Raw genomic sequence first — 23,200 nt, forward strand, 5'->3', positions numbered from 1 at the left:
AGGGTCTCGATGGCGGCCTCGGTCGTCGGGGCCGTGTAGACGCCCGTCGACAGGTACTTCCAGCCGCCGTCGGCGACGACGAAGACGATGTCGGCGCTCTCGCCCGCCTTGACCGCCTTCTTTCCGACCCCGATCGCCGCGTGGAGCGCGGCGCCGGTGGAGACGCCCGCGAAGATTCCCTCCTGCTGGAGGAGCTCGCGGGTGCGGGCGACCGCGTCGGCCGAGCCGACGGAGAAGCGGGTGGTGAGGACGGAGGCGTCGTAGAGCTCGGGGACGAAGCCCTCGTCGAGATTGCGCAGCCCGTAGACCAGGTCGTCGTAGCGCGGTTCGGCGGCGACGATGGCGATGTCCGGCTTGTGCTCGCGCAGGTAGCGGCCGACGCCCATGAGGGTGCCGGTGGTGCCGAGGCCCGCCACGAAGTGGGTGACGGACGGGAGGTCGGCGAGGATCTCCGGGCCGGTCGTGGCGTAGTGGGCGCCCGCGTTGTCCGGGTTTCCGTACTGGTAGAGCATGACCCAGTCGGGGTGCTCGGCGGCCAGTTCCTTGGCGACGCGCACGGCGGTGTTGGATCCGCCCGCCGCCGGGGAGGAGATGATCCCCGCGCCCCACATGGCGAGCAGGTCGCGCCGCTCCTGGGAGGTGTTCTCCGGCATGACGCACACGATGCGGTAGCCCTTGAGCTTGGCCGCCATGGCGAGCGAGATGCCGGTGTTGCCGCTGGTGGGTTCCAGGATGGTGCAGCCCGGGGTCAACCGGCCGTCCTTCTCGGCCTGTTCGACCATGTGGAGCGCGGGGCGGTCCTTGATCGAGCCGGTGGGGTTGCGGTCCTCCAGCTTGGCCCAGATCCGGACGTTCTCGGACGGCGACAGCCGCGGCAGGCGGACCAGCGGGGTGTTGCCCACCGCGGCGAGCGGGCTGTCGTAGCGCATCAGCGCATTCCGCCGGCGACGGCCGGGAGGATGGTGATGCTGTCGCCGTCGCTGAGCTTGGTGGAGATGCCGTCGAGGAAGCGGACGTCCTCGTCGTTGAGGTACACGTTCACGAAGCGGCGGAGTTCCTCGCCGTCGACGATGCGCTCACGGATGCCGTGGTGGCGGCTGTCGAGGTCCGTGAGGAGGTCGGCGAGGGTCTCTCCGGCACCCTCGACGGCCTTGGCGCCGTCGGTGTAGGTGCGGAGGATGGTCGGGATGCGGACCTCGATGGCCATGGCGTGGGCTCCTGTCGGAAGCTCGGAAGCTGATGCGGAAAGTCGGAGGCTCGGAAGCGGGGAGAAGAAGCGGGGGTGCTGCGTGGCACGGGCGCACGGCTCCGGTCCCGCCGGGACCGGCGCGCCGCGACCGGGCCCTCGGGCCGGGAACCCCCGGGTTCAGGCCCTGCGGCCGGCGGACCGGCGGTTCGTACAGATCGCGCTGGAGAGCCTGCACAGGTCGACGTGCAGCCGCGCTACGAGCAGCGTGCCCGGCGTCTTCTCGCTCACGTCAGGGGGAACCATGCGGTCATCGTATCGATTCCCGGCCACCGAATAAGAGTGTGATCTCACCTGCTGGATGAGTGGCGTTCGCCTGGTGGACGGGGCCGAGCGGGGCCGGACCCGTCCACCAGGCCGGGCCCGATGCGGACGGGCGTACGGGCCGGGCGCCGGGGCGCGGGTCAGGCGGGTTCGTACGCCTCGACGATCTCGACGTCCTCCTCGGTGATCTCGCCGTCCACGATGCGGAAGGAGCGGAACTGGAAGGGGCCCGCGTCGTCGGCGTCGGCGGTGGAGACGAGGACGTAGTGGGCGCCGGGCTCGTTGGCGTAGGCGACGTCGGTGCGCGAGGGGTAGGCCTCGGTCGCGGTGTGGGAGTGGTAGATGATCACCGGTTCCTCGTCCCGGTCGTCCATCTCCCGGTAGAGCTTGAGCAGGTCGCCCGAATCGAACTCGTAGAAGGTGGGCGAACGGGCGGCGTTCAGCATGGGGATGAACCGTTCCGCGCGGCCGGTCCCGACGGGACCCGCGACCACGCCGCACGCCTCGTCGGGGTGGTCGGCGCGGGCATGCGCGACGATCTGGTCGTGGAGCGCCTGGGTGATGGTCAGCATGGCGTCAGGATAGGCATGGGCGCCAGACCGTACCGGAATGTGGTACGCGGGTGCCCGCATGCTGGACCCGAGCCCGCGCGGAACCCCGGGCGCGGGCCCGCGCCGGGCCCCTGCCGCACCTCCGCCGGACCCGCGCCCGGCACCCGTCGGCCCCTCGCCGCACCCGCACCCGCACCCGGCTCGCGCCGGCGCCCGCCGGGCCCTCATCGGGCCCCGGTGGCGCCGGCGCCCGTGACGCCGTCCCCGGGAGCAGCGTCCCCGGCCGCGCCGCGCCCGTCGCCCCCGGGGACCGCACCGCCCTCGCCCCCGTCCCCGGCCGCGCGACCGTCGCGCGTCCCGCCGGTCCGCCCGCCGCGGACCAGGTACGAGACGCCGAGGAGCGCCGCCCACAGCGGGGCGCAGTACAGCGAGATCCTGGTGTCCGCGTCGACGCCCATCATCACGACCACCACGCCGATGAACGCCAGCGCGCAGACGGTGGTGTACGGGGCTCCGGGGGTCCGGAAGCCGGAGCACGGGAGCGCGCCGCGGCGAGTGAGGCGCCGGTAGCGGAGCTGGCTGACCAGGATCATGATCCAGGCCCACATGCCGGAGATGGTGGCGAAGGAGACGACGTAGGTGAAGGCGTCGGTGGGCCACCGGTAGTTGATCCAGACACCGGCGAGCATCAGGGCGGCGGAGAGGGTGGTGCCGACGAGCGGGGTGCCGTTCCGGGTGAGCCGGGCGAGGCGCGCGGGGCCCTGCCCGTTGAGCGCGAGGTCGCGGAGCATCCGGCCGGTGGAGTACATGCCGGAGTTGCACGAGGAGAGGGCCGCGGTCAGGACGACGAAGTTGACGATCCCCGCGCCGAGGCCGAGCCCCATCTTCTCGAACGCGGCGACGAACGGCGGGACGCCGGGCCGGAACTCGGTCCAGGGAACCACGGAGAGGATCATCACGAGCGCCCCGACGTAGAAGACGGCGATGCGCCACGGCACGGTGTTGACGGCCCGGGGCAGCACGGTCCTCGGGTCCTTGGACTCCCCCGCGGTGACGCCGACGAGCTCCACGGCGAGGAAGGCGAACATCACGATCTGCAAGGTCATCAGGGTGCCCCTGACGCCGTTCGGGAAGAATCCGCCGTCGGCCCAGAGATGGGAGACGGCGGCGGTGTCGCCGGCGTCGGAGAAGCCGAGGGTGAGGATCCCGACGCAGATGAGGATCATGCCGATGATGGCGGTCACCTTCACCAGGGAGAACCAGAATTCGAGCTCCCCGAAGACCTTGACCGAGATCAGGTTCACTCCGTAGAGGACGACCGTGAACACCAGCGCCGACACCCACTGCGGGACGCTGAACCAGTACGTCATGTACTGGGCCGCCGCCGTGACTTCGGTGATCCCGGTGACGACCCAGAAGAGCCAGTAGGTCCACCCGGTGACGAATCCGGCGAAGGGGCCGACGAATTCGCGGGCGTACTCGGAGAAGGAGCCGGAGACCGGGCGGTACATGAGGAGTTCGCCGAGGGCGCGCATGATCACGAAGATCACCGCGCCCGCGACGGCGTAGGCCAGGACCAGGCTGGGACCGGCCCTGGAGATCGCCTTCCCCGCGCCGAGGAAGAGCCCCGTCCCGATGGCTCCGCCGATGGCGATCATCTGGATCTGACGGGCGCCGAGCGTCCGCCGGTACCCCTCGCCCGCCGGGGCGGTGTCCTCGTCCGCCGCCGGTCGGCCGTCCTGCCCCTCGTCCACCCGCGCCGATGTCATGTGCCGCGCCTCTCTCCCCGTTCCTGGGAACCAGCGTGGCGGCGTCCGCGCAACCGTGAGCACGCGTCATGGGCGTGCGGGCGGCCCGCCGGACCGCCGTCCGGCTTGTGCCACGGGGAGAAACGGGCGGCGGGGTCCGGTGACGCGGAGACATCCGTTCGGGTGACGGGGCGCCGGGCGCGGGTCACGGAAACGGGTCACGGGCGCGCACGAGTCCGGGCGCGAACGGATCCGGGCGCGGACGGGACCGGGCGCGAGGAGGGCCGGGCGGGCAGGTCCGGGCACGGACGGGCCCCGGCACGGGCCGCCGACCGTGCCGCGCGCCTGCCGCGCCGCGTGTCGGCCGCACGCCGTACCGGTCGTACCGCCCGCGCTCCGTACCGGCCGCGCCGCGCACCCGCTACGGCGTCATCGTCTCCACCAGGGTCTCCTGGAGCGCGCCGAGCCAGAGGTAGGCCATCACCATCGGCTTGCGCGGGTCGGTGTCGGGAAGCCGGTAGAGCGCGTCGGCCTCGTCCTCGTCGTCGGAGACCTCCAGCCGGGTGCCGATGGTGATCCGGAGGTCGTTGAGGGCCCCTAGCCACTTGCGGCACTCGTCGCCGGAGAGCGTGAGCACGGCGCCGCCGTCCCCGGCGACGGTCAGCGCGTCCAGGGTGCGGACGACGGTCAGCGCGTCGTCCCGCTTGCGGGCGCGCAGGTCGTTCTCGGTGAAGCGGCGGAACTCGGCGGAGGCGGCTCTCAGTTCGCCGTCCTCGTCGCCGTACGCGTCGGGGAGGAGACGGGCCAGCGCGGGGTCGGCGGGCCGTTCGCTGGGGCCCTCCGCGAAGAGGGCGGCGAGCGGGTCCTGGCCCTCGGCGGGCTCCTCGCCGGGGCCGATGAGCTCCAGCAGCTGAACGGCGAGGGAGCGCAGGATCGCGATCTCCACCTCGTCGAGTGCGACGGCCGCGCCGCCGTCGGGGGTGGCCTCGAAGTGGCCGGCCATGGATTTACTCCGATGATGGTTCGGACGGGGCTGTGCTTGCCGGGAGGGTCATGGTCCGCGGTCCCGTCACCGTCCGCGGCTCTGTCGCTGTCCGCGGTCCTGGCGGGGCACTATCCGCGGTCCTGGGTGAGGGTGGCCCACAGCCCGTAGCCGTGCATGGCCTGGACGTCGCGTTCCATCTCCTCGCGGGAGCCGCTGGAGACGACGGCGCGGCCCTTGTGGTGGACGTCCAGCATCAGTTTGCGGGCCTTGTCCTTGGAGTAGCCGAAGTACGCCTGGAAGACATAGGTCACATAGCTCATGAGGTTGACCGGGTCGTTGTGGACCAGCGTCACCCAGGGGACATCGGGCTCGGGGACGACAACGCTCTCCTCGGCCGATTCGGGACGCTCGATCTCAGTGGGGGCGACGCTCACCTCTCCCATGCTGCCACCCGGGAGGGGTCGGCGCACAAGCGACCCCGACATCTCGTCACTCTGACGAAATAGGGGTAGCATCCGTGGCATGAACTCTGCGGACCTTGGGCGACGGGTCGGCGTGCCGTCGACCGCGCTCTTCACCGACCAGTACGAGCTCACCATGGTGCAGGCCGCGCTGAAGGCCGGCACGGCCGACCGGCACTCGGTCTTCGAGGCGTTCAGCCGCCGGCTGCCGGACGGGCGGCGCTATGGCGTCGTCGCGGGCGTCGGGCGGGTGCTGGACGCGGTGGAGAACTTCCACTTCGACGACGAGATGCTCGGCTTCCTGCGCGAGCGTGACGTGGTGGACGGGCCCACGCTCGACTGGCTGGCCGACTACCGCTTCAGCGGTGACATCTGGGGCTATCCGGAGGGCGAGGTGTACTTCCCCGGCTCGCCGGTCCTGCGGGTCGAGGGTTCGTTCGCCGAGTGCGTGCTGCTGGAGACGGTGATCCTGTCGATCCTCAACCACGACTCGGCGATCGCCGCGGCGGCCTCCCGGATGTCGGTGGCGGCGGGCGGGCGCGCGCTGATCGAGATGGGTGCACGGCGCACCCATGAGCTGTCGGCGGTGGCCTCCGCGCGCGCCGCGTACGTCGGCGGCTTCGACACCACCTCGGACCTGGCGGCGGGCTTCCGCTACAACATCCCGACGGTCGGGACGAGCGCCCACGCCTTCACGCTGCTGCACGACACCGAGCGGGACGCGTTCCGGGCCCAGGTGGACTCGCTGGGCCGGGGCACAACGCTGCTGGTCGACACGTACGACGTGACCGAGGCGGTCCGTACGGCGGTGGAGATCGCGGGGACCGAGCTGGGCGCGGTGCGGATCGACTCCGGGGACCTGCTGCTGGTCGCGCACCGGGTGCGGCAGCAGCTGGACGAGCTGGGAGCCACGGAGACGAAGATCGTGGTGACGTCGGATCTGGACGAGTACGCGATCGCCTCGCTGGCGGCCGCGCCGGTCGACGCGTACGGGGTGGGCACGCAGCTGGTGACCGGCAGCGGGCACCCGACCTGCTCGATGGTGTACAAGCTGGTCGCGCGGGCGGGGTCGGCCGATCCGGCGGAGCCGGTGCGGCCGGTGGCCAAGAAGTCGCTCGGTTCGAAGTCGTCGACGGGCGGCCGCAAGTGGGCCGCGCGCCGGCTGGACGAGAACGGGGTGGCCGAGGCGGAGGTGGTCGGCACCGGACCGGTGCCGGCGGACCTCGTGGACCGGCAGCTGCTGGTCGAGCTGGTCAGGGGCGGCGAGGCGGTCGCCCGCGAACCGCTGGACGCGGCGCGCGAGCGGCACATCGCGGCCCGGGCGGCGCTGCCGATGTCGGCGATGCAGCTCTCCCGGGGCGAGCCCGTGATCCCCACCGAATTCGTGTGACGGGCGGGGGAGGCGGCGGGCCGCCGCCGTTCCGTGAACGGCGGCGGCCCCACCCCCTCCCCCGGTCGCTCCGGACTCCTTAAGGGCTTTACGGGACAGCCCTTAGGCTCGAACACGTACACGCGGCCCGTGGGCCCGTGCCCCGGGACCGCGCCCGGCTCACGACCGGCGGCCGCCCGGCCCCGTCCCCTCCGTACCGATCCCAGCCATCCCCCACCGAAGGACACCCGCCATGCACCGCGCCTTGATCGTCGTGGACGTCCAGAACGACTTCTGCGAGGGCGGCAGCCTCGCCGTGGCGGGCGGCTCCGACGTCGCCGCCGCCATCACCGAGCTCATAGGCGAGGCCCAGCCGGGCTACCGCCATGTGGTGGCCACCCGCGACAACCACGTCGACCCGGGCGACCACTTCTCCGAGCGGCCGGACTTCGTGCACTCCTGGCCGGCGCACTGCGTCGCCGGCACGGAGGGGGTGGGCTTCCACCCGAACTTCGCGCCCGCGGTCGCCTCGGGAGCGATCTCCGCCGTGTTCGACAAGGGGGCGCACTCCGCGGCGTACAGCGGGTTCGAGGGGGTCGACGAGAACGGCATGGGGCTCGCCGACTGGCTGCGGGCCCGCCAGGTGGCCGAGGTGGACGTGGTGGGCATAGCGACCGACCACTGTGTGCGGGCCACGGCGCTGGACGCGGCCCGGGAGGGCTTCCGGACCCGGGTGCTGCTGGACCTGACGGCCGGAGTGGCCGCCGAGACCACGGACCGGGCGCTGGAGGAGCTCCGCGCGGCGGGCGTGGAGCTGTCCGGCACGCCCGTGGTGTGACGCGCCGGCCCGGCCGCGCGAACGCGGGCGACGGGGAGTGACGGAGAGCAACGGGGCACGGCCCGGCCCCGGCCCGGTCAGGCCGGGCGGCGGCGGGCCGGTGCGCCGGGCAGCGAGGGCGCGGACGGCATGGCGGGCGGGCACGCGCGGCGGGGCGCTCCCGCGGGCGCGGCGGGGCAGTGGGCCGCCGGGGCGGTCGGCGCCGTGGACGGGGCGGGGACGGACGGGCGGAGCAGGGCCCGGATGGGGTGCCAGAGCTCCTGGGCCCGCTCCGGTCTCGCCCGCCAGAGCACTCCGTCCGGGTGGTGCAGCACGGCGGTGATCTCGTCCGGGGTGGGCGGCTCGGCATTGCCCCGCAGATAGACGGCGCGCAGCCCGAGATTGCGCAGCCGGGTCAGCGCGCGGGCCCGGTTGCCCGCGTGCACCAGGACCCGGACGGACGTCCCCTGGCCCGCCCCGTCCGTGGGCCGGGGCAGGGTGATCGCGACCACCACACTGCCGTTGGGCAACTTGCAGAATCCTCCGCCGGCCATGCTCCGCGCTCCCCCGTGAGACGTCGTGTCAATAAGGATGTGGACAAGACGCACCTAAACACGATCGGCCGCCGCCCGCTAGAGGGCGACGGCCGATCAAGCTCTGACCTGCGGCGATACGGAACTACTTCTTCGAGGGCCCGACCTTGACGATGATGTGCGAGCCGTCGCGCGGCTGGCTCACGATCGAGATCCGGGTGTTGGTGTCAGTGACCTGGACGCTTCCGGTCTTGTTCTCCGCGTACCAGTAGGTGCCCTGGTGGTCGTCGAAGACCGGGACGCCGAGCCGCGACGGGATCTTCACCGGCACGTCCGCGTTGTGCAGCGTGACGGCGTCGGTCCGGTAGAGGCTGAACGGCGCGTCGAAGGGCTGGATCTTGTTGCGGATGAGCGCGCCGTCCGCCCACTTCAGCGGCTTGGCGTGCGCGTCGACCGGCAGGATCAGGCCCTTGCCCGGGTGGACGGAGACGTTGTTGTCCTTCTGGGAGGTGTCCCACTGCCAGATGAGCAGACCGGTCTGGTACGGGTAGTGCTCGACCCAGTCCGGGCGGGTCTTGGAGAAGCCGAAGTTGTACGGGCCGACCTTGAGGGTCCGGTCGTAGCTGACGTACTGGCGGTTCTCCGCGATGTAGTACTGCGCGTAGTCCTTGGTGAAGGACTCGCCGACGCGGGAGAAGCCCTTGGCGGTCCAGCCGTTGTCGTCGCCCTCGGCGCCGTCCGTGAAGAGCGCGGCGCCGTCGGCGTTGACCGCGATGGTGTCGGCCGCGAAGCCGATGCCGCCCGCGCCGCCGTCGGTGGTGTAGCGGAAGCGGATGTCGATCTGCCGGCCCGCGTAGGCGTCCAGCGGGTAGGAGAGCTTCTTGTACGCGCCGGAGACGCCGGTCAGGGCCGGCTTGTCGCTGGCGTCGCGCGGGAGCGCCTTGCCGTCGGCCGTGCCGTCGAGCGCCGTCCAGCTCGCGCCGCCGTCGGTGGACACCTCGGCGTAGAGGAAGTCGTAGTCCTGCTCGATGTCCCACCAGCCGGCGAGGTCCAGGGAGGCCGTGGACCTGCCGGTCAGGTCGACCGGGCGGGACAGGGTGTTGTTCAGGTTGTCGCCCATGTCGCTCCACCACTGCTTGGAGCCCTCCGCGGGCTTCGTGACAGCGGTGCTGACGGGCTTGTCCGGCAGCTTGACCAGGAGCGCCTGCTTGTCCTTGGTGTTGTACTCGGACACGCCCAGTTTGTGGGTGGACTTCGTCGCGGCCTTGGCCTCGGCGTAGTCGAGCCAGCCGAGCTGGAGCTTGTCCCAGGCGGTCATGTCGCCGGGCAGGTCGCCGATCTCGTTCCTGCCGGTGCCGAGCCAGGAGCCCGCCGACATCAGGGACCAGAAACCGACCGAGTTCTCGGCGGTGTTGGTGGTGTCGTACAGGTCGGGCAGACCCAGGTCGTGGGCGTACTCGTGGGCGAAGACGCCCAGGCCGCCGTTCTCGGGCTGCGCGGTGTAGTCGCCGACCCAGAAGCCGGTGTCGCCGATCTGGGTGCCGCCGGCCTTGTTGTTCGCCGGGCCGGTCGCGCCGACGTCGGTGCCGTAGGCGTACCAGCGGTGCGCCCAGACGGCGTCGGCGCCCTGCGCGCCGCCGCCCGCGGACTCGTCCTCGCCCGCGTGGACGATCTGGAAGTGGTCGATGTAGCCGTCCGGCTCGTTGAAGTCGCCGTCGTTGTCGTAGTCGTAGCGGTCCCACTGGTCGTACTGCGCCAGGTCGGCCTTGATCTGGTCCGTGGTACGGCCCTTGGCCTTCTGGTCCGCGACCCAGGCGTTCACGCCGTCGCGGACCATGTCCCAGACGTTGGCGCAGTTGGACGCGCCGCAGTAGTTGGACCCGTAACGCGCCTCGTTGTAGGGGATCTTGACCCAGTCGGTGACCTCGCCGTCGACGGAGTAGCGCCCGGAGGACGTCTTCTCGTAGTACGTCTTCAGCGAGTCCTTGCCGGCGCCGGTGCCGAAGTACAGGTCCTGGAAGTGCTTCTGGTTGTAATCGGCCTGCCAGGCGGTGCTGTTGTCCTTCTTGCGGTCCGGCTGGGCGATGGTGTTGTGCGCCGGGCCGGGCGTGCCGCCGTACTTCTTGACGGGGGGCTTCGGGCCCTCGCCGTCCGGGTCGTACATGGTCGTGTCGTCGACCTTGTCACCGAACTCGACCAGGATCGTGAAGATCTTGTCGGTCTTCTCGCGGCCGAGCTCGACGTACTTCTTGTCGGCGAGCTTGACGACCTGCGAGCCGTCCCGCTTCGACACCTTCTTCTCGCCCGATATGACCTTCTCCAGGGCGGCCTGACGCTGGGCGTCCTGCTGCTTGCTGAACGGGCCCTGGAGGTCGTGCGCGTTGCCCTTGCCCGTTCCCGGGTCCCGGCGGTCGACCGCCGTGCCCCGGGCGTCTGACGTGTGGTCGACTGCCTGTGCCGTGGCGAAGGCCGAGGCGGTGGCGGCGGTTGCAGCCATGGCCACGACAACTGCGGCGCCGCGCAGCGCCCGTCTCTTGGTACTCACGTGTTGAAGTCCTCCCCGGCGTTCGCGGCTGCGGCCCGGGAGTCCGATGGGAGGCCGCGCGCGAAGACGCGTCACAAGTGACGACATTCGACCGGAGTTGCGAGAAAAAATACAGACCTTGACTTGAACAGGCCAAGTGCACTATGCAGGAGCCGCTTTCCGTTATCCGGACGTTCATCCCGTCCGCGACCGGCACGCGGGGCCGATTCCGTTCGGCCACCGGCTGCCGTGCGACGCCCGGTCCGGCGCCGAGGTGCGGAGTGACTCCGTGCGCCCCCTGTGCACCGGCGTCGCGGGCCGGGCCGCGCTTAGCCCCGGCCCCTCTCGGGCATCCGTGGTCGTAGAGTCGCCAGGGGCCGTCCGGCCGTGCCGGGGAACCGCCCATCCGACGTCCCGAGGACGGACAACCGCCATGCCGCGTATCACCGCCGCACAGTACGCCTACGGTTCGGTCACGGTCGTCTTCTCGACCCTCGCCATGCTGCTGCTCTCGCGCACGGAGTCGGGGGCGGGCGTCGCCGTCATCGGGATCGCCGCGCTCGCGCTCGGTCTGCTGGTGGCCATGACGGTCCCCCGCCCGGCCCAGGTGAAAACGGTGAAGTCCGCGAGGGGCGGGGCCGCCGCGCACACGAACCGGGACGCGGTGTCCGCCGCCGTCGAGGCGGAGGGCCTCGCCCGCGACGCCGACCGGGCCGCCGCCCCGCCCGCCCCGGAGACCGAACGGCCCGCCGCGGGCCGCACGGAGGGGCGGCCCGACGAACACTCCCTGCGCCGCTGACGGGTTTCGGGCACGGGCGCGCGGCGATCCACGGGCCGACGGCGCCCCGCCGGAGGGCCCCGGCCGGACGCCCCTCGACCTGACGACCCTTGGCGTGACGGTCCCGGCCGGACGGCCCTCCGCGGAAGGTCCGTCAGCCGGTCTGGACGACCACCGTCTTCGCCGCCTTGTCCTGGAGCCCCTGCCGGTACGGCTTGTCCGTGAACATGAGCACGATGTTGATCAGCCACCACAGGCACGGGCAGCACAGCAGCGCCGGCAGCCACAGCACCACGGCCCGCAGGAACGACGACCCGGTGTCCGGCACCCGGCCGTCGTTGAGCATCGCCACGCGCAGCTTCATCAGCCGCTTGCCGAGGGTGCGGCCGTCCTTGTGCGTGAAGTACGTGTCGTAGGCGACGTACGCCACCAGGCCGATCAGCGACCAGAGCAGCTGGTGGCTGTTGTACGTCTGGCTGAAGAGGGCGTTGACGTCATTCTGGCCCGTGGTGGCGTTGCCGTTGTTCGCAACCCCGACCGCGCCGCCCCACGGCAACGAGATCAGATACAGCGGGATCGAGATGATGAGGAAGTCGATCAGCCGGGCCAGGATCCGCTTGCCCGGCTCGCCCAGCGGCGGCATGCCGGCCAGCGGGTCCACGCCCCCGTACGGCCCTCCGCCGCCGTAGGGGCCGGGGCCGTACGGCGGCGGAGGGGGAGGCGGCGGCACGTTCCCGTAGGGCGAGCCCGACGACGGACCGGGCGGCGGGCCCGACGGCCCGGACGGCTCCTGCGGTCCGTGGCCCGGAGGCTCCTGCGGTCCGTGGCCCGGTGGTTCCTGCGGGCCCTGCGACCCCCGGGGTTCCTCCGGCCTCTTCCGGAACGGGTCGTCCTCGGGCGGCTGACCGGACGGCGGCTGATCGTTGCTCATGGGGGCAGTGCATCCCGGCCGGGGACCGTACGCAACGGCTCAGGTGCGTTCGGGGGAACGCCCGTGCCCTCCCGTGCCTCACCCGGTGGGTCGTCGCCCGGAGGGGTGGGCCGGCCGGCGCCCGGTCAGCCCGCGACGAAGGTGTGCGCCGCCTTGTCGTGCCAGCACTGCCGCCACGGGCGGTCGAACAGGCACCACAGCACATTGACCACCCCGACCGCCAGGACGCCCAGCACCCCGTACACCAGCCAGCGGCGCAGCGCGGCCCCGAAGGACGGGGCCTCGTGGGACTCGATGTCCCGTACTTCGAGCCCGCAGAGCTTCTTGCCGAGCGTACGGCCCCACTTCGCGGTCGGCAGCGCCTCCAGCAGGGCTCCGAGAACGAGGAACGCCCCGAGCACCGCGCCGAACAGGCCGGACGTGGTGGGGTCCACCAGCCAGACGGTGACCGTCCGGCCGGACAGCCGCGCCGCTTCGATCTTCGCGTCGATGTGGTCCAACGCCCGGGTGACGAGCGGGAATCCGATCGCGCCGACGAGCGCGCCCAGCACCACGGTGTCGACGAGCCGGGCGACGAACCGTTTCCCGAGTCCGGCGGGCCGGGCCGCCGCGCGGGCCTGCGCCATCTGCTGGAACGGGTCGTCGGCCGGGGGCCTCCAGGGAGCGACGGGCTGCTCCGGCTGCGGCCCGCCCGACGCGCCGAACTGCGGGTGGGACTGCTGGGCCTGGTGCGGAAGCTGCGGCTGCGGCTGCTGAGACTGCTGAGGCTGTTGGATCTGTGGCGGCCGCTGAGCCTGTGGAGGCTGCCGGTTGGCCTGGGGCGGCTGGGACCGCTGAGGTGGCTGGGACTGTTGGTCGAGCTGAGGCTGTTGGACCTGCTGGACCTGCTGGGGCTGCTGGGGCTGTTGGGGAGACTGAACGTGCTGCGGGCCGGCCTGCTGCTGCTGCGGCTGGGACGGGTAGGGCTGCGGGGGCTGCTGCTGTTGGCGGGGCAGCTGCGGCTGAGGGGCCGACTGCTCGGGCTGGACGTCCGGCCGGCCCGGCTGGGGCCAGACGACGGCAGGGCCGCCGGCGGCCGGGGCCGGGGCCTGGGCGGCGGCCGGGGCGGGAACGGAGACCGGGCCCTGGGCCGGGGCGGCCCCGGGGCCCGCGCCCGGGGCGTGGCGCGCCGGATCCGGTGCGCCGACGCCCGGGGGGAGACCGCGGATCGCCCTCATGCCGTGGTCGGGCGCGCCGGACGCGGGTTGCCGGCCGCCCCGGCCCACGGGGCGGATGGTGACCGTGTTCTCCGGCGCCTGGCCGCTGCCGCCGCCCGTGTCCGGCGCCTCACCGGCGGCCGGCGGCCGGGCGGCGGGGCGGTGCGGGTCGACGGGGACGAGGTCGGAGGGGGCGCGGACCGCGGGCGCCCGGTTGTCCGGGACCCGGTCGGCCGACGCCCCGCCGGCCGACGCCAGGCCCCCGGCCGTCCGCGGGTCCGGGCCGGGCCCCGGCGCGGAATCCGCCGCGAGCGCCGCGCCCGGCTGCGGGGCGGCGCCCCAGGAGACCCGCCGGTCGTGTTCGCCGCCGAAGCCGGTCTGCCGGGAGGCGTCGGCCTGCCATGCGGTGGCCGGTTCCGGACGTTCGTCCGGCTGCGGCTCCTCGTCGAGGAAGATCGGCCCGGTCTCCTCCACCGGGGAGCCGGCCGGGGCGGACGTCTGCATCACCGGGCCCGAAGGGACCGCCGGGCTCGCCGGGACCGCCGGGCTCGCCGGGACCGGTGAGCCCTGCTGTTCGGGGCCGGGCTGCCGCCCGGCGGGCGCCGCGGGCATCGCCTCGCCCTGCGGCGGGGCCGGCCGGCTCGTACCGGGCACCCACGAAGCACCGTTCCAGTACCGGACGTATCCGGGGATGGAGGGATCGGGGTAGTAGCCCTCGCGGGGGCTTTCGTCACCGGGTGCCGGAGTTGGGGCGCTCATCACCGTGGTCCCGTATCTCTTCGAGGACTCAAGTCAACGGGTTTACATCTATCAGACGCCCGCCCGCCGCCGGGGCGGTCCAGGGTTTCAGCCCTTCTTCCGACCTCTTCAAAAATTTTTTCCGGAAGTCGCGTCATAGTCGGCGTGGAGGGCGCTCTCTCCAGTGCGGGCCGGTCAGAGGACCGGTCCACAGGCACCGAGAGGACGTACTCATGGACACCGTCGTGGAACGCGAGCTGGAACTCAGGCTGGTTCTGTCGCCCGAGCACAGCATCCCCGTCCCCGCCCTCCTGACGTACCGCACGGAGGACCCGTACGCCGTGCACATCGATTTCCACATCGGCACCGAGTTCCCGGTCCACTGGACATTCGCCCGCGATCTGCTGGTCGAGGGCGTCTTCCGGCCGTGCGGGCAGGGGGACGTCCGGATCTGGCCGACCAAGGTCGAACGGCGCAACGTCGTCTTCGTCGCGCTGACCTCGCCCGACGGCAACGCCCTGCTGGAGATGCCGTCCGCCGCCGTGGCCGCCTGGGTGGAGCGGACGCTGCGCATCGTCCCGCCGGGCACGGAGAGCGAGCGGCTGGGTCTGGACGAGGGGCTCGCCCGCCTGCTCGCCCCGCTGCCCGCCGACGACCTGTGGCTGAGCGACCCCTGGCCGTCGGACGAGTCGCAGGACGGCGAGGCGTGAGCGGACGCGGTACCGGAGCACCCGGTGCCGCTGGCGGACGAGCCGCCGGGCCCGGCGCGCGGGGAGCATCGGTGAGGGGGTGTCAGAACACCTTGCCCGGGTTGAGCAGACCCAGGGGGTCGAACGCCTGCTTGATCCTCCGGTGCAGTTCGACGCCCACCTCGCCGAGCTCCCGCGCCAGCCATTCCTTCTTCAGCACGCCGACGCCGTGTTCGCCAGTGATCGTGCCGCCGAGTTCCAGACCCAGCGCCATGATCTCGTCGAAGGACTCGCGCGCCCGCCGGGTCTCGTCGGCGTCGGTGTGGTCGAAGCAGACGACGGGGTGGGTGTTGCCGTCGCCCGCGTGCGCGCAGACGCCGATGGTGAGGCCGTACTTCTCCGCGATGGCGGCCGTTCCTTCGAGCATCGCGCCGAGTCGCGAACGCGGGACGCACACATCGTCGATCATCGTGGCCGGCGCGGTGGCCTCCAGCGCCGTGAGCGCCATCCGCCGGGCCCTGAGCAGCAGTTCGGACTCGGCGGCGTCCTCGGCGGGAACCACCTCGGTGGCGCCCGCGGCGGCGCACAGTTCGCCGACGGCCGCCAGGTCGGCGGCGGGGTCGGGGGTGTCGAAGGCGGCCAGCAGAAGGGCCTCGGTGGTGTCGGGCAGTCCCATGGCGGCCATCCGGTTGACGGCTCGGACGGTCGTACGGTCCATCAGTTCGAGGAGTGACGGGGTGTGACCGCGTTCTATGATCCGGCAGATCGCGGCGCAGGCGCTCGCCGCGCTCGGGAACTCGGCGGCCAGGACCAGCTGCCGCGGCGGTTTCGGCTTGAGCGCCAGGACGGCCTTGACGACGACGCCGAGGCTGCCCTCCGAGCCGACGAACAGCCGGGTGAGGTCGTAACCGGCGACGCCCTTCGCGGTCCGGCGGCCGGTGGTGAGCAGGCGTCCGTCCGCGAGGACCACTTCCAGGCCGAGCACGTACTCGGCGGTGACCCCGTACTTCACACAGCACAGACCGCCGGACGCGGTGCCGATGTTGCCACCGATGGTGCACATCTCCCAACTGGAGGGATCCGGCGGGTAGAAGAGGCCGTGCTCGTCGACCGCCCGGGACAGCGCCGCGTTGACGACGCCCGGTTCGACGACGGCGATCCGGTCGACCGGGTCGATCTCCAGGATCCGGTCCATCTTGACGAGGGACAGCACGACGCAGCCGTCGGAGGCGTTGGCCGCGCCCGACAGCCCGGTGCGGGCGCCCTGCGGGACGACCGGGACGCGCAGGGCCGTCGCGGTGCGCATGACGTGCTGGACCTGCTCGACGGTGCGCGGAAGGACGACGACGGCGGGCGCGCCCGCGTCGCAGAAGCTCGCCATGTCCCGGGCGTACGCGGCGGTGACGTCCGGATCGGTGATCAGGGACTCGGCGGGCAGCCCCGCACGCAGTTCTTCGAGAAGTCCGGTCATGATCCCCAGCCTGACACCCGGGCCCATTGGTGTGAACCCGTCTGCGACGGCCCCGGCACAACGCAAGGTGATCATCCTACTGACGCAGAGTGATCGGCATGGACGTCATGCCGCAGCAGCCCCCGGAGCCCACCGGACCGACCGTGCCGCCCCCGCCGCTGGAGCCCCCCGGCCCGGTCGCGCCGCCCGAGACGCCGGAACCTCCAGGAGCCGCCGACCTCCTGGAATCCACCCCGGCCAGCCGGGCGCCCGCCGCTCCGGACGCCAGGGAGCAGGCCGCTCCGGACGGCCGCTCCCCCGGGATCCGCGAGTTCCGCGAGTTCCCCGAGTTCCCCGTGGCCGCCTCCGGGCCGCTGGACCCGCTGCTCACGGAGGATCTGCCGCCCGTCACGCTGCGGACCACGCTGCGCCGGGCCGCCGTGGGCGTGGTGGCGGGCGCGGTGCTGGTGGCGGGCGCGGTGGCGGCCGTGCCGGAGGACGAGGAGGAGCCCGCGCCGCCGCCCGCGCCGGGCCCGGCCGCGCGCGCCCTGGACGCCGTGGACCTGGGCTATCCGGCCCCGCTCCCGGAGCTGACGGCGCTGATCGGGGACCGGCGGGCGCAGCTGGAGACGCGACCCTCCGACGCGCGGTCCTGGGCCGTGCTCGGCACGGCGTACGTGGAGTGGGCGCGGCGTTCCGCGGACACCGCGTACTACGTGCGGGCCGAGCAGGCGCTGCGGCGCTCGCTGCGCGCCGAGCCGGCCGCCCGGGGCAACACGGCCGCCCGGGTGGGGCTGGCCAGGCTCGCCGACGCCCGGCACGACTTCGGCGCGGCGAGGCGGTGGGCGGAGCCGGTCCGGGCGCGGCACCCGGAGGTGTGGGCGGTGTACCCGGCGCTGGCCGCGGCGTACGACGGGCTCGGCGACCGCGCGGCCGCGCGGGCGGCGGTGCGGCGGCTGGCGGCGCTCCGCCCCGGGTTCGGGGCGCTGCTGCGGACGGCGCGGATGTACCGGGACATGGGCCGGGGCGAGGAGGCGGTGGCGAGCGCGCGGGACGCGGCGGACCGGGCGGACACCCCCGCGCGGAAGGCGGAGTGCCTGTATCTGCTGGGCGAACTGGCGTGGGAGCGGGGCCAGCCGCAGGAGGCGGTGGCGCAGTACGACGCGGTGCTGCGGATCGACCGCGGCCACCGCCCGGCGCTGGCGGGCCGGGCCAGGGCGCTGGCGGCGCTCGGGCGCACGGACGAGGCGCGGCGCGACTACCAAGCCGCGCTGGCCGGGCCGCCCAGCCCCGGATATCTGCTGGAGCTGGGCGAGTTGTACGAGTCGCTGGGCCGGGACGCGGACGCCCGGGAGCAGTACCGGCGGCTGCGCGAGGCGCTGGCGCGGGACCGGGAGCGGGGTGTGGACGACGCGCTGCTGCGGGGCCGTTTCGAGGCCGCGCACGGGAGTCCCGCGGTGGCGGTGAGGCTGCTGACCGCCCAGTGGGCGCGGTCGCACCGGAGTGCCGCGACGGCGGACGCGCTGGGCTGGGCGCTGCACATGTCCGGCGACTCGGCGGCGGCGCTGCCGTACGCGGAGCAGGCGGTCGGCGCGGGGCGGCGGGACGCCGCGTATGTGTCCCATCTCGGGGCGATCCGGAGGGCGTTGGGCGACTTCGGCGCGGCCCGCCGCGATCTGGCGGAGGCCCTGCGGGTCAATCCGGGTTTCTCGCCGCTGGAGGCGCCGGCCGCCCGGCGGGCGCTGGACTCCCTGGAGCAGTTGCCGACGGTCCTGCCGCGCGGGGTGCGGCCCGCGCCGGCGCCGCCGGACGAGTCGGTGCCGCCCACGCCCGCCCCGCGGGGCGCCGCCCCGGCCCCGTCCTCCCCCGTGCCCGCACCCGCCGCCCCCGGACCCGCGCCGGCCCCGACGACGACGCCGGCCCCCGCGCCCGAGTCCCGCGCGCCCGCCGTCCCGGGCCCGCCGCGACCGGCGCCGCCCGGGACCCCGGCGCCCCGGCCGGGGGCTCCCGCCTGACGCGTACGCCCCGGAGCGGCGACGAGCCGGCACCGCGCGGAACGGCGCCTGCCCGCCGCCACGCACGAGGGCGGGGCCCCGGATCGTCCGGTGGCCCCGCCCGTGCGCGCACGCCCCGCCCCTCGCCCGTGGGGGCGGGGCGTCGTCGGCTCAGAGGTTGCCGCGCCGCTCCTGCTCGCGCTCGATCGCCTCGAACAGGGCCTTGAAGTTGCCCTTGCCGAAGCCCATCGAGCCGTGGCGCTCGATCATCTCGAAGAAGACGGTCGGGCGGTCCTGGACCGGCTTGGTGAAGATCTGCAGCAGGTAGCCGTCCTCGTCGCGGTCCACGAGGATCTTCAGCTCGCGCAGGATCTCGACCGGGACCCGGGTCTCGCCCGCCCACTCGCCGAGGGTGTCGTAGTAGGTGTCGGGGGTGTCCAGGAACTCCACGCCCGCGGCCCGCATCGCGCGCACCGAGGCGACGATGTCGTTGGTGGCCAGCGCGATGTGCTGGACGCCCGCCCCGCCGTAGAACTCCAGGTACTCGTCGATCTGGGACTTCTTCTTGGCGACGGCCGGCTCGTTGATCGGGAACTTGACCTTGAGCGTGCCGTCGGCGACCACCTTGGACATGAGCGCGGAGTACTCGGTGGCGATGTCGTCGCCCACGAACTCCTTCATGTTGGTGAAGCCCATGACCTTGTTGTAGAACTCGACCCACTCGTTCATCCGGCCGAGTTCCACGTTGCCGACGCAGTGGTCGATGGCCTGGAAGGTGCGCTTGGCGGGCGGCTCGACGATCGGGGAGGCGGCGACGTATCCGGGCAGGTAGGGGCCGTCGTAGCCGGACCGCTCGACGAGGGTGTGGCGGGTCTTGCCGTACGTGGCGATCGCGGCGAGCACGACCGTGCCGTGCTCGTCCTTGACCTCGTACGGCTCGTCGATGCCGCGGGCGCCGTGCTCGACGGCGTAGGCGTAGGCCGCGCGGACGTCCGGGACCTCGATGGCCAGGTCGACGACGCCGTCGCCGTGCTCGGCCACGTGCTCGGCGAGGAAGCGGCCGCGGTCGGTGGACGCCTTGATGACGGAGGTGAACACGAAGCGGGCGGAGCCGTTGGTCAGCACGTAACTCGCGGTCTCCCGGCTGCCGTTCTCCGGTCCGGAGTAGGCGACCAGCTTCATGCCGAAGGCCGTCGAGTAGTAGTGCGCGGCCTGCTTGGCGTTGCCGACGGCGAAGACGACCGCGTCCATTCCCTTGACCGGGAAGGGGTCGGCCTGCCGGGCTGTTTCGGGGGTGGTGTGCAGAGTCTCAGTCATGTCCGAAGGTTCTCGCCGCTCCGCAAGGTGCGCAATAGTTCGCGGAATCGCTGGGCATTCTGTACAGCGGATGGGGATGATGGCCGGGCTATCTGTACATGATGACCATCACAGTGAGGCCCCGGAGGCGGACCATGGCGATCGATCATCTGGACGGCCGGCTCATCGTGCTCCTGGCCCGTGAGCCCCGCATCGGCGTGCTGGAGGCGTCGCGTCGGCTGGGCGTGGCGCGCGGGACGGTGCAGGCGCGCCTGGACCGGCTTCAGTCGAATGGAGTCATCCGCGGCTTCGGCCCGACCGTCGATCCGGCGGCGCTCGGGTACCCGGTCACCGCGTTCGCGACGCTGGAGATCAAACAGGGCCAAGGGGCCGATGTACGGGCCCACTTGGCCTCCGTTCCGGAGGTGCTGGAGCTGCACACCACCACCGGGCACGGCGACATGCTCTGCCGGCTCGTCGCCCGTTCCAACGCCGATCTTCAACGGGTGATCGACCGGGTCGTCGGTTTTGATGGCATCGTCCGGGCCTCCACGGCCATCGTCATGGAGAACCCGGTGCCGTTGCGCGTCATCCCGCTCGTCGAGCAGGCCGCGGAGGACGCCGACTGACGACCGAGCCGAGGAGGGGCGCGTGAGCTTCTGGGAGTATCTGGGCAACCGCCACCAACAGCTGCTCGCCGACGCGTATCAGCACGTCAGCGCCGTGTTCCAGTGCATGGTCATCGCCACCGTGCTGGGCGTCCTGATCGGTGTCGTCACCTATCGCAGCGGCTGGGCGGGGTCGCTGGCCGTGACGTCGACGGCGGCGGTGCTCACGATCCCCTCCCTCGCCGCGATCGGCCTGCTGATCCCGCTGGTGGGGCTCGGGGTGGCGCCCACGGTGATCACCCTGACGCTGTACGGGCTGCTGCCCATCGTGCGCAACTCGGTGGTGGGGCTGCGCGGCGTCGATCCGGCGCTCGTGGACGCGGCGAAGGGCATCGGGATGTCGCGGCCGGCCCGGCTGCTGCGGGTCGAACTGCCGCTGGCCTGGCCGCCGATCCTCACCGGCATCCGGGTGTCCACGCAGATGCTGATGGGCATCGCCGCCATCGCCGCGTACGCCTCGGGCCCCGGCCTGGGCAACGAGATCTTCCGCGGCATCGCCTCCCTGGGCAGCGCCAACGCGATCAACCAGGTGCTCGCCGGGACGATCGGCATCGTCGTCCTCGCCCTGCTCTTCGACGCCGCGTACGTGCTGCTGGGGCGGCTCACCATCCCCAGGGGGATCCGTGCCTGAGACCGCCGGTTCCCGTTCGTCCTCCGCCTCCGGCGACTCCTCCGGTCCCGGTCCCGGGCCCTTGGGCAGTACGGCCGCCGACGGCGCCGGGGCGGCGAGCGGCGCCTCCGGGGCCACCATCCATCTGGACGACCTGACCAAGCGGTACCCGGGCCACTCGACCCCGGCCGTGGACAGCGTCTCCATGGACATCAGGGCCGGCGAGACGGTGATCTTCGTCGGCCCGTCCGGCTGCGGCAAGTCCACCACCCTGAAGATGATCAATCGGCTGATCGAGCCGACCTCCGGGCGGATCATGATCGACGACGAGGACGTCACCGACATCGACCCCGTGCGCCTCCGCCGCAAGATCGGCTACGCGATCCAGTCGTCCGGGCTCTTCCCGCACATGACGGTCGCGGAGAACATCGCCCTCGTGCCGAGGATGGCCGGCTGGTCGAAGGCGCGGGTGCGGGACCGGGTCGAGGAGATGCTCGACCTCGTCGGGCTCGACCCCCGGGAGTTCCACGGCCGCTATCCGCGCGCCCTCTCCGGCGGGCAGCAGCAACGGGTGGGCGTGGCACGGGCGTTGGCGGCCGATCCGCCGGTGCTGCTGATGGACGAGCCGTTCGGCGCGGTCGACCCGATCACCCGCGACCACCTCCAGGACGAGCTGATCCGGCTCCAGCACGAGCTGCACAAGACGATCGTCTTCGTCACCCACGACTTCGACGAGGCGATCAAGCTGGGCGACCGGATCGCGGTGCTGCGGGAGCGGTCGCACATCGCGCAGTTCGACACCCCGGAGGCGATCCTGACCAACCCGGCGGACGACTTCGTCTCCGGGTTCGTCGGCGCCGGGGCGGCGCTGAAGCGGCTCAACCTCACCCGGGTACGGGACGTGGAGGTGGCCCGGTTCCCGACGGTGACGGTCGACGACCCGCTCCAGTCGATCTTCAACAAGCTGCGCATGGGCACGCACAACGAGATCCTGATGCTGGACCGCAGGAACCGCCCCTACAAGTGGCTGCGGCGCGGCGACCTGATGCGGGCCCGGGGTTCGCTGGCCCGCGCGGGACAGTTGGTGCACGACACGGTGACGCGGGACGCGACGCTGCACGACGCGCTGGAGGCGGTGCTGACGGACAGCGGCGGGCGGGTCGCGGTGACCGGCCGGCGAGGTGAGTTCGTCGGCGTCGTCGACATGCACACCCTGATGAACTCGGTGCACGAGCTGCTGGAGGCCGACCGGCTGGCCGCCATCGAGCACCAGCACGATCTGGAGGAACTCCGTGCCCACCAGACCGAGCAGGAGCTGGAGGGCGGTGCGGGCTCATGACTCCTCCTGCCGATCACTCCTCGAACTCCGGCCCGGCACGGGCGAATTCCGGCCCGGCACGCGCCCGGCGCTCCCCCGGCGCCGCCCGGTCCGCCCGGTCCGCCCGGCCCTCCCGCCCGGCGCGTGCCGAGCGCCTCGCGCCGTCCTCCGAGCGGGACCGCCCGCCCGGCGAGCACGACGTCAAGGGCCACGCCTTCCGGGACGAGGAGGAGGAGCCCCCGCCCCCGCCCTCCGGGCCGCGCCGCCGGATCACGTGGCAGAAGCTGGTGGTGCTGCCCGCCGTGCTGGTGGCGGTGCTGGCCGTCACCTATCTGTGGATCACCCATGTCCACCTGGACTCGATCGCTCGGAACTCGCTCACCGGCGGAAACGTACGGCTGCGCTGGTGGCAGCATGTGAGACTGACCGCGATCTCGACGTTCTGGGTGCTGCTCATCGCGATCCCGCTGGGCATCGCGCTGACCCGGCGCGGGCTGCGCAGGGGCGCGCCGCTGGTCACCGGGGTCGCCAACATCGGGCAGGCGACCCCGGCGATCGGGCTGCTGGCGCTGCTGGTGATCTGGCTGGGCATCGGCCCCTCGACGGCGGTCATCGGCATGGTGATCTACGCGGTGCTGCCGGTGTTCTCCAACACGGTCGCCGGCCTCCGGGCGATCGACCCGGGCCTGGTCGAGGCGTCGCGCGGCATCGGCATGTCGTCCATGGGCACGCTCACCAGGGTCGAGCTGCCGCTCGCCGTCCCGCTGATCCTGGCCGGGGTGCGGACGGCGCTGGTGCTCAACGTGGGGACGGCGACGCTGGCCACGTTCGTCGGCGGCGGCGGTCTCGGGGACCTGATCACCTCCGGCATCCAGACCCAGCGGATGCCGGTGCTGGTGCTGGGTTCGGTGCTGACGGTGGTGCTGGCGCTGCTGGTGGACTGGCTGGCCTCGCTGGCCGAGGTGGCGCTGACGCCGCGCGGACTGGAGGTGGGGTGAGATGGGTCCGCGCATCGGGCGCGGGACGCGCGCCCG

The 23,200-nt window shown here is 72.7% G+C and carries 21 protein-coding genes and 1 pseudogene; 9 read left to right on the forward strand and 13 right to left on the reverse strand.

The genetic code is table 11. The features are described from left to right. The 7 genes from WA762_RS32585 to clpS all read right to left on the reverse strand — a co-directional run. The coding region (locus WA762_RS32585) for a PLP-dependent cysteine synthase family protein (protein ID WP_335940910.1) at nt 1-929 on the reverse strand (929 nt) is incomplete at its 3' end. After that, nucleotides 929-1,207 (reverse strand): MoaD/ThiS family protein, encoded by a 279-nt coding sequence (locus tag WA762_RS32590; protein ID WP_335940912.1) that lies wholly within the window; start codon nt 1,205-1,207, stop codon nt 929-931. The genes WA762_RS32585 and WA762_RS32590, both read right to left, overlap by 1 nt. A gap of 159 nt (nt 1,208-1,366) precedes the next feature. After that, nucleotides 1,367-1,492, reverse strand: a complete 126-nt coding sequence (locus WA762_RS32595) for a putative leader peptide (protein WP_335940914.1) — start codon at nt 1,490-1,492, stop codon at nt 1,367-1,369. 158 nt (nt 1,493-1,650) lie between these two features. After that, entirely contained in the window at nt 1,651-2,082 is a 432-nt protein-coding gene (locus tag WA762_RS32600; RefSeq protein WP_335940916.1) for a M67 family metallopeptidase, read from the reverse strand. Nucleotides 2,083-2,285: 203 nt separating this feature from the next. Beyond that, nucleotides 2,286-3,830, reverse strand: coding sequence for an amino acid permease (locus tag WA762_RS32605; RefSeq protein WP_335940919.1), 1,545 nt, complete (start codon nt 3,828-3,830; stop codon nt 2,286-2,288). A 400-nt stretch (nt 3,831-4,230) separates the two neighbouring features. Further along, a complete protein-coding gene (locus WA762_RS32610) occupies nt 4,231-4,812 on the reverse strand; it encodes a DUF2017 domain-containing protein (RefSeq protein ID WP_335940920.1) in 582 nt (193 codons plus the stop codon). Nucleotides 4,813-4,922: 110 nt separating this feature from the next. Continuing rightward, the gene (gene clpS, locus WA762_RS32615; protein WP_335940922.1) at nt 4,923-5,237 is read right to left on the reverse strand and encodes an ATP-dependent Clp protease adapter ClpS; all 315 of its coding nucleotides are present in this window, start codon (nt 5,235-5,237) and stop codon (nt 4,923-4,925) included. Between the two features lie 79 nt (nt 5,238-5,316). On the opposite strand from clpS, the gene WA762_RS32620 reads away from it, so the two are divergent. Both WA762_RS32620 and WA762_RS32625 read left to right on the forward strand, forming a co-directional pair. Continuing rightward, nucleotides 5,317-6,645 carry a nicotinate phosphoribosyltransferase gene (locus tag WA762_RS32620; RefSeq protein WP_335940924.1) on the forward strand — a complete coding sequence of 443 codons (1,329 nt, stop codon included), beginning with the start codon at nt 5,317-5,319 and terminating at the stop codon, nt 6,643-6,645. A 232-nt stretch (nt 6,646-6,877) separates the two neighbouring features. Continuing rightward, on the forward strand, nt 6,878-7,462 hold the full coding sequence (locus WA762_RS32625; protein WP_335940926.1) for an isochorismatase family protein: 585 nt from the start codon (nt 6,878-6,880) through the stop codon (nt 7,460-7,462). A 212-nt stretch (nt 7,463-7,674) separates the two neighbouring features. On the opposite strand, the pseudogene WA762_RS32630 reads toward WA762_RS32625, so the two are convergent. Together WA762_RS32630 and WA762_RS32635 are read right to left on the reverse strand one after the other, a co-directional pair. Continuing rightward, nucleotides 7,675-7,995, reverse strand: a pseudogene (locus WA762_RS32630) (hypothetical protein); the annotation flags it as partial. Nucleotides 7,996-8,119: 124 nt separating this feature from the next. Beyond that, on the reverse strand, nt 8,120-10,519 hold the full coding sequence (locus tag WA762_RS32635; RefSeq protein ID WP_335940928.1) for an immune inhibitor A domain-containing protein: 2,400 nt from the start codon (nt 10,517-10,519) through the stop codon (nt 8,120-8,122). Between the two features lie 412 nt (nt 10,520-10,931). Between WA762_RS32635 and WA762_RS32640 the strand changes: the two genes are divergently transcribed. Beyond that, on the forward strand, nt 10,932-11,297 hold the full coding sequence (locus WA762_RS32640) for a hypothetical protein (protein ID WP_335940930.1): 366 nt from the start codon (nt 10,932-10,934) through the stop codon (nt 11,295-11,297). 133 nt (nt 11,298-11,430) lie between these two features. On the opposite strand, the gene WA762_RS32645 is transcribed toward WA762_RS32640, so the two are convergent. Next, entirely contained in the window at nt 11,431-12,207 is a 777-nt protein-coding gene (locus tag WA762_RS32645) for an RDD family protein (protein ID WP_335940932.1), read from the reverse strand. A 125-nt stretch (nt 12,208-12,332) separates the two neighbouring features. Further along, nucleotides 12,333-14,162, reverse strand: a complete 1,830-nt coding sequence (locus tag WA762_RS32650; RefSeq protein WP_335940934.1) for an RDD family protein — start codon at nt 14,160-14,162, stop codon at nt 12,333-12,335. Between the two features lie 212 nt (nt 14,163-14,374). On the opposite strand from WA762_RS32650, the gene WA762_RS32655 reads away from it, so the two are divergent. Next, nucleotides 14,375-14,851: an SsgA family sporulation/cell division regulator gene (locus WA762_RS32655; protein ID WP_335940935.1), complete on the forward strand. Its 477-nt coding sequence runs from the start codon at nt 14,375-14,377 to the stop codon at nt 14,849-14,851. Nucleotides 14,852-14,933: 82 nt separating this feature from the next. On the opposite strand, the gene WA762_RS32660 is transcribed toward WA762_RS32655, so the two are convergent. Beyond that, entirely contained in the window at nt 14,934-16,301 is a 1,368-nt protein-coding gene (locus WA762_RS32660; RefSeq protein ID WP_335940937.1) for an FAD-binding oxidoreductase, read from the reverse strand. A 98-nt stretch (nt 16,302-16,399) separates the two neighbouring features. Between WA762_RS32660 and WA762_RS32665 the strand changes: the two genes are divergently transcribed. Further along, nucleotides 16,400-18,295: a tetratricopeptide repeat protein gene (locus WA762_RS32665; RefSeq protein ID WP_335940938.1), complete on the forward strand. Its 1,896-nt coding sequence runs from the start codon at nt 16,400-16,402 to the stop codon at nt 18,293-18,295. Nucleotides 18,296-18,445: 150 nt separating this feature from the next. On the opposite strand, the gene hppD is transcribed toward WA762_RS32665, so the two are convergent. Further along, nucleotides 18,446-19,591 (reverse strand): 4-hydroxyphenylpyruvate dioxygenase, encoded by a 1,146-nt coding sequence (gene hppD / locus WA762_RS32670; protein WP_335940941.1) that lies wholly within the window; start codon nt 19,589-19,591, stop codon nt 18,446-18,448. Nucleotides 19,592-19,725: 134 nt separating this feature from the next. On the opposite strand from hppD, the gene WA762_RS32675 reads away from it, so the two are divergent. From WA762_RS32675 to WA762_RS32690, 4 genes are all read left to right on the forward strand, one after another. Next, nucleotides 19,726-20,199: an Lrp/AsnC family transcriptional regulator gene (locus WA762_RS32675; protein WP_335940942.1), complete on the forward strand. Its 474-nt coding sequence runs from the start codon at nt 19,726-19,728 to the stop codon at nt 20,197-20,199. A 22-nt stretch (nt 20,200-20,221) separates the two neighbouring features. Further along, nucleotides 20,222-20,869, forward strand: a complete 648-nt coding sequence (locus WA762_RS32680; RefSeq protein ID WP_335940943.1) for an ABC transporter permease — start codon at nt 20,222-20,224, stop codon at nt 20,867-20,869. 61 nt (nt 20,870-20,930) lie between these two features. After that, nucleotides 20,931-22,187, forward strand: a complete 1,257-nt coding sequence (locus WA762_RS32685; protein WP_443080734.1) for an ABC transporter ATP-binding protein — start codon at nt 20,931-20,933, stop codon at nt 22,185-22,187. Next, nucleotides 22,184-23,164 carry an ABC transporter permease gene (locus WA762_RS32690; RefSeq protein ID WP_335940946.1) on the forward strand — a complete coding sequence of 327 codons (981 nt, stop codon included), beginning with the start codon at nt 22,184-22,186 and terminating at the stop codon, nt 23,162-23,164. Before WA762_RS32685 ends, WA762_RS32690 begins: the two co-directional genes overlap by 4 nt. Nucleotides 23,165-23,200: the final 36 nt, after the last annotated feature.

It is taken from the genome of Streptomyces tyrfis (assembly GCF_037034285.1).
Classification (GTDB): domain Bacteria; phylum Actinomycetota; class Actinomycetes; order Streptomycetales; family Streptomycetaceae; genus Streptomyces.

Excerpts from the sequence above, each read along its gene's own strand:
- WA762_RS32600 (WP_335940916.1), bottom strand. The coding sequence starts at position 2,082 with ATGCTGACCATCACCCAGGCGCTCCACGACCAGATCGTCGCGCATGCC.
- hppD (WP_335940941.1), bottom strand. The coding sequence starts at position 19,591 with ATGACTGAGACTCTGCACACCACCCCCGAAACAGCCCGGCAGGCCGAC.
- WA762_RS32620 (WP_335940924.1), top strand. The coding sequence starts at position 5,317 with ATGAACTCTGCGGACCTTGGGCGACGGGTCGGCGTGCCGTCGACCGCG.
- WA762_RS32640 (WP_335940930.1), top strand. The coding sequence starts at position 10,932 with ATGCCGCGTATCACCGCCGCACAGTACGCCTACGGTTCGGTCACGGTC.
- WA762_RS32660 (WP_335940937.1), bottom strand. The coding sequence starts at position 16,301 with ATGACCGGACTTCTCGAAGAACTGCGTGCGGGGCTGCCCGCCGAGTCC.
- WA762_RS32645 (WP_335940932.1), bottom strand. The coding sequence starts at position 12,207 with ATGAGCAACGATCAGCCGCCGTCCGGTCAGCCGCCCGAGGACGACCCG.
- WA762_RS32590 (WP_335940912.1), bottom strand. The coding sequence starts at position 1,207 with ATGGCCATCGAGGTCCGCATCCCGACCATCCTCCGCACCTACACCGAC.
- WA762_RS32625 (WP_335940926.1), top strand. The coding sequence starts at position 6,878 with ATGCACCGCGCCTTGATCGTCGTGGACGTCCAGAACGACTTCTGCGAG.
- WA762_RS32655 (WP_335940935.1), top strand. The coding sequence starts at position 14,375 with ATGGACACCGTCGTGGAACGCGAGCTGGAACTCAGGCTGGTTCTGTCG.
- WA762_RS32690 (WP_335940946.1), top strand. The coding sequence starts at position 22,184 with ATGACTCCTCCTGCCGATCACTCCTCGAACTCCGGCCCGGCACGGGCG.
- WA762_RS32665 (WP_335940938.1), top strand. The coding sequence starts at position 16,400 with ATGGACGTCATGCCGCAGCAGCCCCCGGAGCCCACCGGACCGACCGTG.
- WA762_RS32610 (WP_335940920.1), bottom strand. The coding sequence starts at position 4,812 with ATGGCCGGCCACTTCGAGGCCACCCCCGACGGCGGCGCGGCCGTCGCA.
- clpS (WP_335940922.1), bottom strand. The coding sequence starts at position 5,237 with ATGGGAGAGGTGAGCGTCGCCCCCACTGAGATCGAGCGTCCCGAATCG.
- WA762_RS32675 (WP_335940942.1), top strand. The coding sequence starts at position 19,726 with ATGGCGATCGATCATCTGGACGGCCGGCTCATCGTGCTCCTGGCCCGT.
- WA762_RS32650 (WP_335940934.1), bottom strand. The coding sequence starts at position 14,162 with ATGAGCGCCCCAACTCCGGCACCCGGTGACGAAAGCCCCCGCGAGGGC.
- WA762_RS32595 (WP_335940914.1), bottom strand. The coding sequence starts at position 1,492 with ATGGTTCCCCCTGACGTGAGCGAGAAGACGCCGGGCACGCTGCTCGTA.
- WA762_RS32605 (WP_335940919.1), bottom strand. The coding sequence starts at position 3,830 with ATGACATCGGCGCGGGTGGACGAGGGGCAGGACGGCCGACCGGCGGCG.